Genomic DNA, 15047 nt, shown 5'->3' with positions numbered 1-15047 from the left:
GGCTATCCTTTCAACGCGCTGCGCGGATTGAAGTCAAAGGCATGAGCCATGGCCTGGTAGGCAGCGCGCTCCCGCTCGCCCGCCACCGGTGGCAAGACTATCGTCAGCGCCACATATAAATCGCCCGGCACGGCGCCAGGAATGCCTCGCCCCTTCAGGCGCAATTGTTTCCCGGCCTGGGATCCCGGCGGTATCTTGAGCTGAACCGGACCATCAGGCGTGGGCGCTTCTACGGATGCGCCAAGCGCCGCCTCCCACGGCGACACCGGCAGATCCAAGAACACATCGCTCCCTTCGACACGAAACAGCCGATGGCGCTTGAATTCGATTTCCAGATACAAGTCGCCGGCCGGCCCGCCGCCGGGCGCCGCGCCTCCCTGCCCGGCTAGGCGCAGATGTTGCCCCGCCCGTATGCCTTTGGGGATGGCCACCGACAAGGTGCGCGTCTGCAGCACCACATGGCCGTCGGCAGTCTGGGTCGGCATGCGCAACTCCACGCTACGTTGGCAGCCATGGTAGGCATCTTCCAGATCAATCTGCACCTTGGCGTGATGATCCCGACCGACACCATGGGCATGACGGTGCCCGCCGCCGCGCGCGCGCCGGCCAAACAAGGACTCGAAGAAATCGTCCTGATCGGCCGTGCCGCCGCCGAAATCGCGGCCATGAAACTCGAAGCCGCTGTCCCAGTCAGGCGGCGGCTGGAAGTCCTGTCCGCTTTTCAGATCGCCGCCCATCAAATCATAGGCGACGCGCCTCTCAGGGTTCTTCAATACCGCGTAGGCCTCGCCGAGTTCCTTGAATCGCGTCTCCGCATCGGCCTCTTTGCTGACGTCCGGATGGAATTTCCGCGCCAGCTTGCGATATGCCTGCTTGACCTCATCCTGCGTGGCGGTGCGCGCAATGCCCAGCGTTTCGTAATAGTCGTGGAACTTCATGGCTGCGCGCTCAGGCTGCGGACCCATCGTCTCATGATTGCCTGGCTAAGCGACACGCCGCGCGGCATGATCAACTCCATTATTTGGCACCTTATAACGGCCGACCTTGGATAAAACGCACCAGTATAGCCACGACTGCCAACAACAAAAGAATATGGATGAAGCCTCCCATTGTGAAAGCCGTCAACAAACCCAAGGCCCACAAGATCAGCAAGGTGACAATGACAATTTCAAACATGGCATTCTCCCGGACACACGTCGAAACTGGAAGGTAAACGCAGTCCACATTACGCCTGCCATCAAAGGAATTGTGGCGCACGGTCAAACCGCCCAAGCGTTCTGGCATCGCCTGTCGCGCAACCCACTGTGGCAGCGACCGACCGCCGCGGGATGTAACGTTGAGTTGCGCGCCAAACTCGCCGGCTGCTGATTCAGTCATCCATCGGCCAATCGCCGTCAACCGTTTCGTACTGGTCCAAATCGTGCAGAATCACCTCGTCAAACGGGTCGTAGATCTCGGTGGTGAAACTGAAGTACTCGGTGGAGCCCGGCAGTATCTTCCGCGTCGGTAACCAAGTTTCGGGTAGCGACTTGATATCTTCTTCAGGCAACCAGAACATGTCGCCATCGCTATCGTGTTGAACAAGCGGGTCCATGATCATGCTCCTATGAAGCAAACCGCCCGCGACATTGCAAGAGGTCGGCATCCTTACCATGAATGTTAGGTAGCAGACTGTCTGTGCACTATCCAACTAAGTGGGGATGCGTATGGCTTACTCGTGGCTGGCCAATGCGCGCGACATGGCAATAGGATTGCAGCCCAGACGCCTCTTCGTGACAGCGCTGCCACAAGCTGTAAAACCTGCAGCAAGGGAGCCAGGGCCACATCCGGATTATTTAGTCGAGTCCGCGGCCATAGTCGGCCGCCTTGTCGGGCAAAGGCGTTGGCTGGTTCACATGCAGCCACTTGTGCACTTCAATGTCAGGGACCTGCCACAAATGCAAACGATCCACACTCACCACCAAGCGATTATTCGCGGCATCAAACATGAAGGCACTCCACGGCACGGCCACCCTTTTGCCGTCAAGGTCCAGCAATCCGCGAATCGACAATTCCACATACGCGATGCAGCCCGTTTTCACGTTCAGCATGATTTCCTTGATATCGCCCAGAAACACATTGCGCTGGTTGTAAACGTCGCTGCCGATCAGCTCATTCACCGCCATCAGCTCCACCTGCTCCGCTAACTGCGTATGGACTTTCACTCGGTACACCCCGTAAATATCGCGCTCTGCATAGTTCATGATCGTCTCCATAGCGAAGCCCCGCCGTGCCCAGCTCAGCCCATCTAAACGAGCGGGCTAGCAACCATTCAGGAACATCGAAGGCAACTTGCTGCTTCGCCGTAAAAAACCGGAGGCACTGAATTCCTTGCCCGGCCGGACAGCAGACCCGGCTCGCCTTGCTATATCCTGAGCGAGGGTGGCAGGGCAGTCTGTTCGCTAACCCACGCAGGCTTGTCACTTACCACTGTCCGCGCCAGCGCCTGGAACTACGCCATCGACAATCAGCGCAAGCAATACCTGATGACGGTGATCAGCCTCATCGTCGGGCTGTCGATCTCCGGCCAGACGTTTTACAGCTTCATCCTGGAGAATCTGGAGAAATGCGGCACCCTCAAGGTCATCGGTGCCAAAAAAGGAGGCGAGCTGGTGGTGATGATTCTGTTCATGGCTACTTTCACCGCGGTCACCGGCTTTGGCCTGGGCATAGGGCTGATCACGCGGCTGATCACCCTCGCCCGCTCGCAGCTGCCCAACTACGCGACCATTATCACCTTCTGGAACCTGGCGCTGGCCTTTGGCATGGTGGGGATCATCGCCGCCATCTCCAGATATTTCGCCATCCGCCGAGTGCTCAAGATTGAAACATTCGACATCTTCCGCGCCTAAGCGCAATCCAGCGCCGCCATGATTCGCAAAACCGGTTTTTTCGAGCCGGCTTACTATCTATGTTGGATAACGCACCGACATCTGCCCGCTTAAGCCCCAAAGTCAGCCTGCCAACGCCTCGCAATCCTGCGGGAAGTTGGATAGCTAAAGAGGTCACCATGGACAAGCACAAGCAGCAGAATGCCTCCCCCAAGGATGCCGCCGCGGCCCCAAAGCCGTGCGCTGACAGCGCCAAGCCAGGCGTCGGCCCCACCCAAACCACCGGCCAACAGCATCCTGCCAGCGACGCCGCTCCGCGCGCTCCTACCAAGCAGGCTGGCGGCCAAACCGGGCTGGCTCACGAAAGCCCTCCTGGCTATACCCCACCCAAGGCCTGAACGCGCAGTCACAGCAAACCTCAGCGCCGACAGCCGGCTTGAGCGCTGATCCCGGATCAGGGTAGCGCGCCACTGGCTCCCGCAATGGTTGACTGTCTGGCCGCGAATCAGACACAGCGATCGCTCCGCCCTAGGCGGGGCGATCTACGGTTGAGCAAAAGAAGTCGATCATGCTTACCCCATCCATGCAACGCGCAAGCCGCTTTACTCTGTTTCTTGCCTACGCCGCGCTGATCACCGTTTCTGCAGGCGCCCGCGGCAATACCGTCAGCACCATGCCGGACAACCCGCCCGCCTCGACGCAAACCATGGGCGATACCTATGCCGAAGGCACCGAGGTGAGCAGCTATGTCTCGGACGCCATGATTGCTGGCAAAGTCAAAGCCGAGCTGTTCCGCGATCCTGATCTGACCTCGTACGAAATACGAGTGGAAACCGATAACGGTCGAGTCATGCTGAGCGGGCAGGTGGATACCCAGGCCGAGGTTGACCGGGCCTGAGATCTGACGCTGGGCGTCAAGGAGGTCCGGGTCATCATCAACTACATGCGAGTTCACGACTCGCAATAATCCGTCCCACCCCGACCGATCCTGCCTCATCCGTTTGGGGAGGGCATGGTTGCTGCCTCTGCATCGCCATGCGCATACATATACTGGCGCGACCACGGCAAACCATCGGCATGACGGCCAGCCTTATGACAGAGCACTTGGTAGATGCTCACCACATCATGGCGGAAAGCGTAGGCGCAGCCGGAAAGATATACCCGCCAGATACGATACTTCTCCTCGCCCACTTCCTGGCGGATGCGAACGCTCTGGTTTTCAAAATTCATTGTCCAGCACGACAAGGTCTTGGCATAGTGGCGGCGCAGATTTTCCACATCCAGCGCCTCTAGCCCGCCCTGCTGCATGGTGCGCAGCACCTCTCCGATATGTGGCAGCTCCCCGCCGGGGAAGACATATTTCTCAATGAAGCGGCCAGCACCGAACGGCACCTCCAGGCTATCCGCGCTGGATAGGGTGATGCCGTGATTCAGCGCCATCCCGTCATCGCGCAGCAGGCTGTGGATCCGGCTGAAGTAATCCGGCAAGCCCTTGAGACCAACATGCTCGCACATCCCCACGCTGGCGATGCGATCGAATTGGCCTTGGGTGTCCCGATAATCCTGCAAGCGGATCTCGATGCGGTCTTGCAGGCCCGCGGCGCGCACCCTGGCTGTCGCCGTTTCATATTGATTCTGCGACAGCGTGATGCCCAGGCAATGCGCGCCAAAGCGTTGCGCCGCCCGCATCACCAGCCCGCCCCAGCCGCAGCCGATGTCGAGCAGGGTCTGTCCCGGCGTCAGCTTCAACTTGGTCAGGATATGATCCATTTTCTTGACTTGCGCCTCGGCAAGGCACTCCTCGCCGGTTTCGAAATAAGCGCAGGAATACACCATCAGCGGGTCCAGCCATAGGGTGTAGAACGTATCAGACACATCATAGTGGTACTGGATGGCCTGCCGATCCGCCTTGCGCGAGTGGCGGAAATAGCTGGCAATCGCCTTAAGGCGGCTGTCGCTGCCACGGGACAAGGAATAGGCCAAGTCTATGATGTCATCCAGCGCGCCCTCCACATCGAAAACCCCACGCACATAAGCTTCGCCCAAACCATCCAGGCTAGGCGACAACAAGTAACGCAGCGCGGAGGCTTCCCTGACGTACAGCGTCACCAATGGCCGCTCGAAAGCGCCAAAATCGATCTGCCTGTCATCCCAAACCAATCTCGCCGCAAACGGATTGCGCTGTCGTATCTGTTGCGCCCATTGCTCCATATCATTCTGCCAAGCCATGATCCGGCCTCCTTTGATGAAGAAACCAAGATTGCCCTGCGCATGCATATCGGCATGGTCCCGTGCGCGCTGGCGCGCGGGACGCAGCATAGGCTGTGGCAAAATAACCCGATAGGGTGCGATTGATATGTGCGCTTACGCACATAGCAACTGTCGTTATTGACAGTCGGTTATGTTCGCTGGCGAACAGTGGCCGCCACCGCTGCCGAATATGATGGGCACTGAAACTCACCATGTCCATGGCTTACGAAACAAAGCACCCTAACTTTACGCCATAGCATTCGAGGAGAGTCTCAGACCCCTTTCAAGGAGTTCCACCATGATCAATCCCCTACACAATCTACAGAAAGCCCTATTGCTGGCCGCCACCGGGCTGATGCTGTGTCTGGCTAGCGCCTATACCCTGGCCGAATCGGCGCGCGATCTGGATGAGGCCGCCCTGCAATCGCTGCACATGCTGTATCAAACGAGCCCTGCGGCGGAAAGTCTCTCCCACAAGGCCTCCGCCATCCTGGTGTTTCCCAAGATTGTCAAAGCCGGGCTGATCTTTGGCGGCGCATACGGCGAAGGCGTGCTGCTGGAAGGAGGCCAACCCAACGGCTACTACAACTCAGTCACCGCATCCTGGGGATGGCAGGCAGGCGCGGAATCCTATGGCTATGTAGTATTTCTGATGAATCAGAAAGCCGTCCGCTATCTGAAAAAGTCCATGGGTTGGGAAATCGGCACCGGCCCCAGCGTAGTCGTGGTTGATGCCGGCACGGCGAAAAACTTGAGCTCGACGACATTGCGCAACGACGCCTATGCCTTCATCTTCGACCAGGAAGGCCTGATGGCCAGCCTGAGCATAGAAGGCACCAAGATTTCGCTCATCAAGCGTTAAGCCCATCCCAATCTGATGCCGCCTTGCGCCGCCTCGTCGTACCATCGGCACGGCCAAGGGCGGCGCGCCGGCTCCAGAAACCATGCGGCGCCAGGCCAAATGATTTGGCATGTGCGCTCCAACGCACAGACCGCTACCCATCCTTGCCGCACGCTCGGCAGTACTGAACTCTGTTCCATCGCAGGCGCTCAACCTTGAAGCCGAGTACGAATCACGCGTGAAGGAGTCTCCCATGCCCAGATACCACATCAAAACCGAACGCAACACCGCGGGACATTTTGTTGGCAGGTCTGTCCACAATGCCCAGCATCCTCCGCCTTCGCATATCTATCCCTTGTACGAGATGGCGGAGTCTGAAGCCATGCGGCTGGAAAGGGAGAGCAATGGGCAAGAGGCTGCCGCCACGCCGTCGCAATCCACCATCGCTCCCCTCCTGCATCGCCGCTGATGGGAGTGATGCCATGACAGACACCTCGTCCTCCGCGCCAAGCGCTGTCGACCACAGCCTTTCGCCGCAACAACTGATGGCGTTGGAAGCCGAACTATTGCAGGCGCGCGATGCCTTGCTGCGCGCCAGCCGGGAAACGGAGCGCCATCTGCAAAGCTTCCTTGCGATCTCCGACGCAGACGAACGCGGCCAACAGGCAGAGGAGCATAGGATGGACTTGACGGTTCAAGAGAGGGAAAAACTGCAATTGCAGCGGATAGATCAAGCCTTGCAACGCATACGCGACGGCAGTTACGGCTACTGCGCAGTCAGCGGCGAGCCCATCGGAATAGACCGCCTTAAGGCTCAACCCACCGCTACGCTATCGCGCGCTGCTCAGGAAAAACTGGAAGCCTGGCAAAAACGGAGCTAGCTATTCTGCTATGGCAGCGGCCCGGACAGGCGTTGATACTCCTTCTTCACCACTTCGTAGCATTCGCAGGTGCGCTGCTCCAGCCCAAAACGATCGAGAATGGTGATATGCCCCCGCACATAGCGGATCAAACCGGCCTTCTGCAACTTCAGGGCGGCTTCGGTCACGCCCTCGCGGCGGACGCCCAGCATATTGGCGATCAACTCCTGGGTCATGACCAACTCGTCCCCGGCCAAGCGATCCCGGCTCAACAGCAGCCAGCGGCACAATTGCTGATCCAGCGAATGGTGGCGATTGCAGACCGCGGTTTGTCCCATCTGGGTGATCAAGGCCTGGGTATAGCGCAGCAGCAGATGCATCATCGGCCCCGCGCGATTGAACTCGTCTTTCAAAGCCTGCGCTTTCAAGCGATAGCCATAGCCGGCGCTTTGCACCACGGCGCGGCTGGGCGTGGTCTCCCCGCCCATGAACAGGGCGATGCCGACAATCCCCTCCCAGCCCACCACCGCGATTTCCGCCGAAGCCCCATCCTCCATCACATACAGCAGCGACACGATCGCTGTCGTTGGAAAGTAAACATGGCTCAGCGCGCAGTCCGGCTCATACAGCACCTTGCCCAAGGGCATTTCTACCGGCTCCAGATGCGGGCGCAGCCGCAACCACTCAGCCTCCGGCAATCCGGCCAGCAAACCATTCCGCCTAGGATTATCGTCGATGGTCATCATCCCTCCCGAGTGAGCGCGCGCTGGGCCGGCTCGCATGAATCGGCAATTATCCAGCATATGCAATGCCGTTAATCTTTACTATGGCTGCCAATCATTGCGCGCTATGTGTGACAGCGTACAGATCAATCGCGGGAAAAGCGCCAATTCTTAAGCACTGTCACAAGCTGTTTACGATCCGTGTCCGTCTGCGGCCGGTGTCTGCCGGATGGAACGCGCCGCCAGGAGCATCGCCATGAACCCCATCACCTTATTCATTATCACCACCTTGTTCCTACTAGGCGCGCTGGCCAATTTCCAGGGCTATCTAGCGCCGGCCATTGTGCTATGGGTGGCCGCCGCCATCGTGTCGCAATCCTTACGCATGGCCAATACCTGGCAAAAATGTGTGGTGTTGCGCGCCGGCAAATTGCGCGGAGTCAGCGGACCGGGCCTGTTCTTGATCATCCCGGTGGTAGACAACGTGGTGGCAACCATAGACGAAAGAATCCAGACCACCGCCTTTAATGCCGAACAGGCCTTGACCCGCGACACGGTGCCAGTGAACGTGGATGCCATCATCTTCTGGCATGTCCATGACGCGCAAAAGGCGGCGCTGGCCATCACTGATTATCGCCAGGCTATAGACCGCGTGGCGCAGACCTCGCTGCGTGAAATGATAGGCTCATCGATGCTGGGCGTGCTGCTGAGCGACCGCCGCAGCACCGACCAGGAACTGTGCCGCAAGATAGGCGAAAAGACCGCGGAATGGGGCATTACGGTGCGCTCAGTGGAAATCCGCGACGTTGCCATACCAGTGGCGTTGCAGGACTCGATGTCGCGTCAGGCGCAGGCCGAACGAGAAAAGCAGGCCCGCATCATCTTGGGGTCCGCCGAAGCCGAAATCGCCAACAAGTTCGTCGAGGCGGCCAATGTCTATGCCGACCACCCGGCCGCGCTGCAATTGCGGGCAATGAACATCATCTACGAAACCACCAAGGAGCGCGGCACCACCATTCTGATCCCGAGCACCATGGTGGACAGCCTGAATCCAATGGTCGCCGCTGGCACAAGCCGCGCCTCCAAGCGACAGGCCACGCCCCACGCCTCCGCCAACCACGCCAACCCGGTCGAATCCACCGCATTGAAATAAAGTCCGGTATTTGAAACGCTGTTTGATAGACCACATCGACCACCCACTAATTATTCCTGATCGGAATTCGGTGCCGCCTCGCGCAATATAATCGCCGGAAATAGGACAACCCACGCGAGGCGCTGCACAAAAACGCTACCCGGCCGGCCCATTCTTCGCATTCAGCATACTGCTAGTATCCAACCTCTTCAGATCAATATCTGCTTAGTCATCCCCCAATCGACGTCACCAACCTGATTTTCCCCTATGTACGTTATCGAACAGACCATCCAAAAACCGAATGCCAATCTACAGATTCTTAATGGCTGCCTGGAGATCATGCGATGAAAAACGATATGCAATTACAACAGGATGTAATAGCGGAACTTAATTGGGACCCATCTATCAATGCCACCCATGTAGGCGTATCTGCTAGTGATGGCGCGGTAACGCTAACCGGACATGTCAGCAGTTATGCCGAAAAATGGGCAGCGGAGCGCGCGGCGCTGCGCGTAGCCGGCGTCAAAGCGCTGGCCATTGAAATGGATGTCCAATTACCGAATGCAGACCGGCGTGACGATGCCGATATATCCCGATCAGTCGCCAATCTACTGCAACAAATGGCTGAAATACCTAAAGAAGGTTTGCAAGTCATGGTGGAAAAGGGTTGGGTCACGCTATCTGGAACGGTGGAATGGGATTATCAGCGCCAAATCGCTACACGGATGGTACGACATTTACTGGGTGTCACCGGCGTGAGCGACAATATCGCCATCCGCCCCAAACTATCCATGAACGAGGTGAAGGGTGGTGTGGAAAATGCGCTTCGCCGCCGGGCCATAGCCGATATGGACAGCATTTCCGTAACCATTCAGGGATCAGATGTGATTCTGAATGGTTCAGTGCATAGCTGGTCTGAACGCGAATTAGCCGATCATGCCGCCTGGGGCATGCCGGGCGTACATCAGGTGATCAATAGAATCAAGGTAGCAATCTAGATCAATATGACAAAGGCATTTTAAATCATGCATCCTTAAAGGAAATATCATGAGCTCAGCACAATCCCCAGTTTATGTTTACAACACCCATCAAGAAGCGGAGGATGCCATCCGCCTGCTAAGCAAAGGTGGTTTCGACGTAAAAAAACTATCTGTCATTGGGAAAGGCTACCACAGCGAGGAAAACCCGGTCGGTTTTTATACCGTAGGCGACAAAATGAAAGCCTGGGGAGGCATAGGCGCATTTTGGGGTGGTTTATGGGGATTACTGCTTGCTCCCGCGGTTTTCTTTTTGCCTGGCGTGGGAATGGTTGCCATGGCCGGCCCGGTTGTTGCAGCACTGGTCGGTGCCCTGGAAGGCGCGGCGATTGTGGGCGGGGTATCCGCATTAGGCGCTGCGCTGACCCGAGTTGGCATTAACGCCGAACAGGCAGTGAAATACGAAACCGCGCTGAAAGCCGATAAATATGTGCTGGTGATACACGGTGGAGAAGCCGACGTTGCCAAAGCGCATGCCATTCTAGATATTTCGACGGGATGGAAAGAAGCCTAATTCGAGTAGCACCATATAGCTACCGCGCTATCGGAATCTCAACACCCATTTAGAGCCGATAACAAAATTTCTCAATAACCCGTAAGTAAATCAGGGAGCAAGCTAGCTGTTGCATCTCAGAGGCGCTGTTGCATAAATCCTGAACAGGGCGAGTTTCCCCTTTTCCCAAGCGGACTTATGCCACCGCCACCGTGTATGGACGGCCCAGCATGCTGAAACGGTTCAAGATGGCAGCGCGTACTTGCAGCTCTGCCACTTGGCTATCGAAGCGACGGGCCGTCACCCTTTCACCCAACCGTTTGAAGCAATGCATCTTGGTTTCCACCAGGCTGCGGCGATGGTAGCCGCTCCAACGCTTCCAGATCGCCCGGCCTAGTCGTTTGGTCGCCCGCAGGATCTCGTTGCGAGCCAGCACACCCAGCGAGTTTCCTTTCCATGGTTTCGCATTCTTGCGGGTCGGAATGCACCCGATCGCGCCCCGCGCGGCAATCGCCTCGTGACATGCCTTGGTATCGAAAGCCCCATCGCCGCTCACACAGGCTATCGGCTCATCTGCGGGGATTTGTGCCAAGAGCGAAGGCAACATTTGCGCATCGCCCTGGCGGTTATCTGTCACCTCGATGGCGCGGATCTGCAGGGTTTCCGCATCGATGCCCAGATGCACCTTGCGCCACTGCCGGCGATATTCCGCGCCATGCTTCTTGGTTTTCCACTCACCTTCGCCCAGCATCTTGATGCCGGTGCTATCCACCAGCAGATGCAGCGCGCCTGAACTTTTCTGATAGGGAATTCTGACCTGCAGCGTCTGCTGCCGTCTGGACAACGTGCTGTAGTCGGGGGCGCCCCAGCCTAAGCCGGCCAGCTTGAGCAGACTTTGGATGAAACCGATGGTCTGCCGCAAAGGCAGTCCAAACAGGTTCTTGATAGTCAAACAGAATGAATAGCCACATCGCTATAGGTCTGCGCCCGTCCGCGTTTGCCACGAGGAGCGGCCTGCCATGACATGCTCGTGTCCAGCCAAACGGACAGAGAGCCGCGTTGGATCAGGGCTTGGTTGTAGGCGTTCCAGCTGGTCGTTCGATAGCGTTTTGGAGCGGGCTTGGTCATGCCGCTATCCTACCAAGCTGCGGTGGAGAAGGATTTGTGCAACAGCGCCCATGTGGGGTGTCGCCGGAGGACTTAACGATGCGGAAATCGCAGGTGTGGCCGCCTATTTCGCAGGACAGAAGCCTCAGCCCAACGCGGCCGGTGGTGAGGCTGCGAAAATTGCGGCAGGAAAAGAAATTTTCCTGCATGGAAAAGGTGATGCCGTACCTGCCTGCTTTGCCTGTCATGGTAATCAAGCAGAGGGGACCGAGCAGGCTCCCCGTCTAGCGGGCTAGCATGCTGCCTACCTACTCAAGCAACTGCATGTTTTCTCTACCAGCCAACGCCCCTCCGCGGTGGCAATGCAAGCCATTATTCATGGACTCGATGAGGATGATTTGAACAACCTGGCAGTCTATCTGCAAAGTTTGTAGCAAAACACTGGACTATTTCCCCACCAACACATCACTATCTGTAGGGCAATCTACCAAAGCTTTAAGTTATTACTACAGCCAAAGGTCCGGACTCTCATAGGCAATACACCCATTGCCATCGCATCACAATCAATCGCAGATCGCACTTGATCATCGTTCTTGGCAAGATATGGGATAACGGCATTGCAAAGATTGCTCAGCTCCTTTTCGCTGTCCAAGTGTATCCTCCCAACACCAAGATGATAGTACTGTTGCTTATTCCGATTGCAGTTGTTGTAGCACCCCTTGCCTTGCGATATGGCCATCCAATACTCACCTATCTGGTCACCATAGTACGCATCCGCCTGAACCTTATCGGCATCAAACACAAACAAGCAGTGGTAATGATAGCTAGCCTCTTCCGTGTACTCCAAAGCCCATACCCAACCCAGGCAATGTTCAAAGATGCTAGGCTTCCCACGACGATTGTTCCAAAGCCTTATCTTGTAATCCTGAATCTCAAACACAGACATGCCCTGCTGAAACTGGTCTTTTATCAGAAAGTCCACACGCACTGCCATGACTCTCTTGTAGCCATTACGTTTGCAGTTCAAGATGAAATTGATCGCACTCTGGCAATTTACCTCAGAAAATGCATAGTCAGGTTGAAAAGAAATATTCATAGAGATCCCTTTACTTGCTCCTCTCAATGAATAGGGATAACAAATAATAATTTAACTTGCTTATTAATGACCCATGGCTTGTCAATTACTGCCATGGCTTTGATTATCAAGACAGCTGCCTAGGCAAGCACCTCTCTTCTTAATGAAAAGAAATGAATAATCCAATAATAAACATATACCAGAATGAACTACATTAAAAAATGCAGGAACTCCTTGTATGAAGATTTCAAAAATGTCCTCAGGGCGGGCAATTAATAAAACAGGTTAATATACAGAGTTATTAGCTTCCATTTCTAGTTTAATCAAAAAAATAGCTACTATTGCGAGACCTCATCCTCGCAGAATTATTTAACAACTAGTAAACCAGCCAACCCGCAGTGGCGTCAATCCCCAAAAATTAATATAAGACTCACTTGCCCAGGAATATACGCTGCTCCATCCAAGTCAACGCGGCATTCACCATGTTTTTTGTTGCGCATTCGCACATATCAAAAAAGAACTGGATCAGAATTCGGTATTTAGCTTAATGTGGATAAAGCATCGGAATGAGGCAAAAAAAAACCGGCAACCATCAAGGTCACCGGTTGAGATCTGCCAGCGCCGCCTGCGCCGCTGCGGCCAGACCGCAGCTGGCGCAATCGCGCAGGATCAGAAGGTAGGCTTGCAGCGGGAGGTGCGATAGGTATTCAATGCCATGTTCAGCGCTACTGGATCACCGTAGAGATTAGGCATCATGTCGATCAAACCTATCTTCCCTACCAACCACTCCTTAATCCAACCACGCTGCCGCAGCACGCCAAGCGCCCGCTCCAAACGCGCTTTGTCGCGCAACTCGCTCAGCACATGCTTGCGGATGTCGTTCTTGACCAAGTAGCGGTTGCAACGCTTCTGGGCGAACTGGTGCAACCACGGTTGCAGTCTATCCGCGTCCTGCTGTTCCTGCGGGTACTCCGGCGGCGGTACAAAAACGCGGATGTACTCATTGATGTACCAGGTCATCACGGCATAGGCTCGCTCCAGCATGTCCAGGCTGATGATGGTATGACCGCTTTCGAAATACTCGAACACGCCTGCCAATCTAGCCAAGTGGCGCGGCGTCTTGGCCGCGTAATCCTTCACATTCGCCAAGCTCTGGCCAGGACGCATGGCAACCTCAATTTGCTCGCGTATCTGATGGTAACGCCGGGCCGCTTCCGGGCTAAAGGTCAAGACGCGTTTTTCCAGCAAGGGCTCGCCATCAGCAGTTATGCTGTCTTGCAAACACTGCGTCACACGATCATGAAAACCGCTCAGCTCTTGCGGATCGATTTCGATCGGACCCACATAACGGTCGCCTTGATTGTTGTCGGGGCGGCATACCAGAAAGCGAGACATCGCTCCCAGTTCGCGCGCTTCCTGTCCACTGCGCTCCATGTATCGCTCAAAGGGGCCAGGTTGAATCGCCAGAATCAGTGCCACGCGGGGATCTTGCACGAACATGGGCTTGTCCCGCGAAACCCGCTCAATGGACAGCGATTGAATCTCCCAGCGCTGATTGAGCATCGCCATCGCCTGCCCCATATGGCCGTTGAAGTAGCTGGCGGCTTCATCGTTTACCAAGCTCGCATTCGGCCAGTGATCGCACAGCCCCTGGCAGAAGGCTTCAGGCGTGGCATCTTGATAGGTCAGCATGGTCTTGCCTGGACGCTTCGGCTCTTCCGCCATATGCTGGGTCAAGCGCTGCTTGCAGGCATGCATGTCCCCTCCTTTCCGAACCACCTTGCGCAATGCCTGTTCGTACTCGGCCCGTTCCAGATCCCATGCACGATGTTCTGCTTGGAAGTCTGCCATCGCTTGCTCATACTGCCGATGCCTTGCATTTTCAAATTCAACCAGCGGCTTGCGCATCATATTCAAAGAAGGCGTTTTCCCCACGCCCGTGTCGGCAATGATCAACACCCAGTTCGACAGAGGGCAAAGCGGCCCATTCGGGATCTGCACGCTGCCCAGGCCTTGCAGGGCTTCGGACATGACTGCGATGCCCAGCGTAGCCACCATCGAGTCCGGTGCTTGAATCAGTGCTTGCGTAGCACAAACCGCACTCTGGAGCTTCTTCGGCAAGGTCAGCATAGGAAAGTAGCTTTGGCGCGGCAGGGAAGAATTGCTAGGTTTCATGCAGCGTTCCCTTTCATCAAACGTTCGACAGCATCTGTAGGCCAGCGCAATTGGCCATTCGGCAGCTTGACTGGCCGAACGCCAAAGTAGCTGCCCGTAGCGGCGAAACGCTTGCGAATCGTCTGCGGGCGCAATGAAAGCCCACTTGCAAACTCGTTAGTATTCAGATACTGACTCTGACTCATCTGAAAGTCTCCTAAAAGGGTGAAGGGTGGGGACAGCTCTTCTGTCGTTGATCCCCGTTGAAGCGAAGCCAGGATACGAACGGGGGCAACGCGACACACCCGGAAATCTGCGGAGACACGTCAAGGCATGCGGTCAGGAGGCGGTTTGGTGAGTTAGTATTAGGACCTTCGTCCCTATGAGGCATTTGAAGAGGACGTAGTACCAATCGTTATAGGCAGTTTTGATCGATCGGACGGCAGCATAATCAATGGCATACGTAGCATGCCGATTCGCTGGTTATCACATTGTTGTAAGGCGCT

19 protein-coding genes and 1 pseudogene are annotated in these 15047 nt (G+C 56.1%); 10 read left to right on the top strand and 10 right to left on the bottom strand.

The window, feature by feature from the left end:
* Positions 1-2 precede the first annotated feature (2 nt).
* Positions 3-938, bottom strand: coding sequence for a DnaJ C-terminal domain-containing protein (locus DK842_RS10795; protein ID WP_047238269.1), 936 nt, complete (start codon positions 936-938; stop codon positions 3-5).
* Positions 939-1029: 91 nt separating this feature from the next.
* Entirely contained in the window at positions 1030-1125 is a 96-nt protein-coding gene (locus tag DK842_RS10790) for a lmo0937 family membrane protein (protein ID WP_232538671.1), read from the bottom strand.
* On the opposite strand from DK842_RS10790, the gene DK842_RS23895 reads away from it, so the two are divergent.
* Positions 1093-1368, top strand: a complete 276-nt coding sequence (locus tag DK842_RS23895) for a hypothetical protein (RefSeq protein ID WP_232538704.1) — start codon at positions 1093-1095, stop codon at positions 1366-1368. The genes DK842_RS10790 and DK842_RS23895 overlap by 33 nt on opposite strands.
* A 1-nt stretch (position 1369) precedes the next feature.
* Here the strand turns inward: DK842_RS23895 and DK842_RS10785 are convergent, their stop codons facing one another.
* Together DK842_RS10785 and DK842_RS10780 are read right to left on the bottom strand one after the other, a co-directional pair.
* The gene (locus tag DK842_RS10785) at positions 1370-1594 is read right to left on the bottom strand and encodes a hypothetical protein (protein ID WP_145964015.1); all 225 of its coding nucleotides are present in this window, start codon (positions 1592-1594) and stop codon (positions 1370-1372) included.
* Positions 1595-1835: 241 nt separating this feature from the next.
* A complete protein-coding gene (locus DK842_RS10780) occupies positions 1836-2243 on the bottom strand; it encodes a PRC-barrel domain-containing protein (protein ID WP_047238267.1) in 408 nt (135 codons plus the stop codon).
* 213 nt (positions 2244-2456) lie between these two features.
* Here DK842_RS10780 and DK842_RS10775 point away from each other — a divergent pair, with 213 nt between their 5' ends.
* The 3 genes from DK842_RS10775 to DK842_RS10765 all read left to right on the top strand — a co-directional run bounded on the left by DK842_RS10775 (position 2457) and on the right by DK842_RS10765 (position 3768).
* Complete coding sequence (locus tag DK842_RS10775; RefSeq protein ID WP_047249836.1) at positions 2457-2891, top strand: FtsX-like permease family protein; 435 nt, start codon at positions 2457-2459, stop codon at positions 2889-2891.
* 158 nt (positions 2892-3049) lie between these two features.
* On the top strand, positions 3050-3268 hold the full coding sequence (locus DK842_RS10770; protein WP_114061451.1) for a hypothetical protein: 219 nt from the start codon (positions 3050-3052) through the stop codon (positions 3266-3268).
* Positions 3269-3438: 170 nt separating this feature from the next.
* Positions 3439-3768: a BON domain-containing protein gene (locus DK842_RS10765; RefSeq protein WP_080509379.1), complete on the top strand. Its 330-nt coding sequence runs from the start codon at positions 3439-3441 to the stop codon at positions 3766-3768.
* Between the two features lie 95 nt (positions 3769-3863).
* On the opposite strand, the gene DK842_RS10760 is transcribed toward DK842_RS10765, so the two are convergent.
* Positions 3864-5147 carry an SAM-dependent methyltransferase gene (locus DK842_RS10760; RefSeq protein WP_232538648.1) on the bottom strand — a complete coding sequence of 428 codons (1284 nt, stop codon included), beginning with the start codon at positions 5145-5147 and terminating at the stop codon, positions 3864-3866.
* A gap of 271 nt (positions 5148-5418) precedes the next feature.
* Here DK842_RS10760 and DK842_RS10755 point away from each other — a divergent pair, with 271 nt between their 5' ends.
* The 3 genes from DK842_RS10755 (at position 5419) to DK842_RS10745 (ending at position 6842) form a co-directional block, all read left to right on the top strand.
* Positions 5419-5982 carry a lipid-binding SYLF domain-containing protein gene (locus DK842_RS10755; protein WP_047238264.1) on the top strand — a complete coding sequence of 188 codons (564 nt, stop codon included), beginning with the start codon at positions 5419-5421 and terminating at the stop codon, positions 5980-5982.
* 232 nt (positions 5983-6214) lie between these two features.
* Positions 6215-6430, top strand: a complete 216-nt coding sequence (locus DK842_RS10750; protein ID WP_114061450.1) for a hypothetical protein — start codon at positions 6215-6217, stop codon at positions 6428-6430.
* 13 nt (positions 6431-6443) lie between these two features.
* Positions 6444-6842, top strand: coding sequence for a TraR/DksA family transcriptional regulator (locus DK842_RS10745; RefSeq protein WP_053006844.1), 399 nt, complete (start codon positions 6444-6446; stop codon positions 6840-6842).
* A gap of 8 nt (positions 6843-6850) precedes the next feature.
* Here the strand turns inward: DK842_RS10745 and DK842_RS10740 are convergent, their stop codons facing one another.
* Positions 6851-7564, bottom strand: a complete 714-nt coding sequence (locus tag DK842_RS10740; protein ID WP_114063700.1) for a Crp/Fnr family transcriptional regulator — start codon at positions 7562-7564, stop codon at positions 6851-6853.
* 235 nt (positions 7565-7799) lie between these two features.
* Between DK842_RS10740 and DK842_RS10735 the strand changes: the two genes are divergently transcribed.
* The 3 genes from DK842_RS10735 to DK842_RS10725 all read left to right on the top strand — a co-directional run bounded on the left by DK842_RS10735 (position 7800) and on the right by DK842_RS10725 (position 10226).
* Positions 7800-8696, top strand: a complete 897-nt coding sequence (locus tag DK842_RS10735; RefSeq protein WP_047238262.1) for a slipin family protein — start codon at positions 7800-7802, stop codon at positions 8694-8696.
* A 323-nt stretch (positions 8697-9019) separates the two neighbouring features.
* Positions 9020-9673: a BON domain-containing protein gene (locus DK842_RS10730; protein WP_047238261.1), complete on the top strand. Its 654-nt coding sequence runs from the start codon at positions 9020-9022 to the stop codon at positions 9671-9673.
* 49 nt (positions 9674-9722) lie between these two features.
* Positions 9723-10226 (top strand): DUF1269 domain-containing protein, encoded by a 504-nt coding sequence (locus DK842_RS10725; protein ID WP_043581279.1) that lies wholly within the window; start codon positions 9723-9725, stop codon positions 10224-10226.
* Between the two features lie 175 nt (positions 10227-10401).
* Here DK842_RS10725 and DK842_RS10720 read toward each other — a convergent pair.
* The 4 genes and pseudogenes from DK842_RS10720 to DK842_RS10705 form a co-directional block, all read right to left on the bottom strand.
* Positions 10402-11333: pseudogene (locus DK842_RS10720) on the bottom strand (IS5 family transposase).
* 463 nt (positions 11334-11796) lie between these two features.
* Complete coding sequence (locus DK842_RS10715) at positions 11797-12408, bottom strand: YagK/YfjJ domain-containing protein (RefSeq protein ID WP_114061449.1); 612 nt, start codon at positions 12406-12408, stop codon at positions 11797-11799.
* A gap of 648 nt (positions 12409-13056) precedes the next feature.
* On the bottom strand, positions 13057-14562 hold the full coding sequence (locus DK842_RS10710; RefSeq protein ID WP_114061448.1) for a YfjI family protein: 1506 nt from the start codon (positions 14560-14562) through the stop codon (positions 13057-13059).
* Positions 14559-14747 (bottom strand): DNA-binding protein, encoded by a 189-nt coding sequence (locus tag DK842_RS10705; protein WP_114061447.1) that lies wholly within the window; start codon positions 14745-14747, stop codon positions 14559-14561. The genes DK842_RS10710 and DK842_RS10705 overlap by 4 nt, the downstream gene beginning before the upstream one ends.
* Between the last annotated feature and the right edge of the window lie 300 nt (positions 14748-15047).

This window comes from Chromobacterium phragmitis (assembly GCF_003325475.1).
GTDB classification, from domain to species: domain Bacteria; phylum Pseudomonadota; class Gammaproteobacteria; order Burkholderiales; family Chromobacteriaceae; genus Chromobacterium; species Chromobacterium phragmitis.
The sequence above is the reverse complement of the archived record's forward strand: the minus strand, read 5'-3'. Positions and strand labels throughout refer to the sequence as shown.

Bases quoted from the DNA above. Each gene is read 5' to 3' on its own strand.
- DK842_RS10795 (WP_047238269.1), bottom strand. From the start codon at position 938: ATGAAGTTCCACGACTATTACGAAACGCTGGGCATTGCGCGCACCGCC.
- DK842_RS23895 (WP_232538704.1), top strand. From the start codon at position 1,093: ATGGATGAAGCCTCCCATTGTGAAAGCCGTCAACAAACCCAAGGCCCA.
- DK842_RS10785 (WP_145964015.1), bottom strand. From the start codon at position 1,594: ATGGACCCGCTTGTTCAACACGATAGCGATGGCGACATGTTCTGGTTG.
- DK842_RS10780 (WP_047238267.1), bottom strand. From the start codon at position 2,243: ATGAACTATGCAGAGCGCGATATTTACGGGGTGTACCGAGTGAAAGTC.
- DK842_RS10770 (WP_114061451.1), top strand. From the start codon at position 3,050: ATGGACAAGCACAAGCAGCAGAATGCCTCCCCCAAGGATGCCGCCGCG.
- DK842_RS10765 (WP_080509379.1), top strand. From the start codon at position 3,439: ATGCTTACCCCATCCATGCAACGCGCAAGCCGCTTTACTCTGTTTCTT.
- DK842_RS10760 (WP_232538648.1), bottom strand. From the start codon at position 5,147: ATGCATGCGCAGGGCAATCTTGGTTTCTTCATCAAAGGAGGCCGGATC.
- DK842_RS10755 (WP_047238264.1), top strand. From the start codon at position 5,419: ATGATCAATCCCCTACACAATCTACAGAAAGCCCTATTGCTGGCCGCC.
- DK842_RS10750 (WP_114061450.1), top strand. From the start codon at position 6,215: ATGCCCAGATACCACATCAAAACCGAACGCAACACCGCGGGACATTTT.
- DK842_RS10745 (WP_053006844.1), top strand. From the start codon at position 6,444: ATGACAGACACCTCGTCCTCCGCGCCAAGCGCTGTCGACCACAGCCTT.
- DK842_RS10740 (WP_114063700.1), bottom strand. From the start codon at position 7,564: ATGACCATCGACGATAATCCTAGGCGGAATGGTTTGCTGGCCGGATTG.
- DK842_RS10735 (WP_047238262.1), top strand. From the start codon at position 7,800: ATGAACCCCATCACCTTATTCATTATCACCACCTTGTTCCTACTAGGC.
- DK842_RS10730 (WP_047238261.1), top strand. From the start codon at position 9,020: ATGAAAAACGATATGCAATTACAACAGGATGTAATAGCGGAACTTAAT.
- DK842_RS10725 (WP_043581279.1), top strand. From the start codon at position 9,723: ATGAGCTCAGCACAATCCCCAGTTTATGTTTACAACACCCATCAAGAA.
- DK842_RS10715 (WP_114061449.1), bottom strand. From the start codon at position 12,408: ATGAATATTTCTTTTCAACCTGACTATGCATTTTCTGAGGTAAATTGC.
- DK842_RS10710 (WP_114061448.1), bottom strand. From the start codon at position 14,562: ATGAAACCTAGCAATTCTTCCCTGCCGCGCCAAAGCTACTTTCCTATG.
- DK842_RS10705 (WP_114061447.1), bottom strand. From the start codon at position 14,747: ATGAGTCAGAGTCAGTATCTGAATACTAACGAGTTTGCAAGTGGGCTT.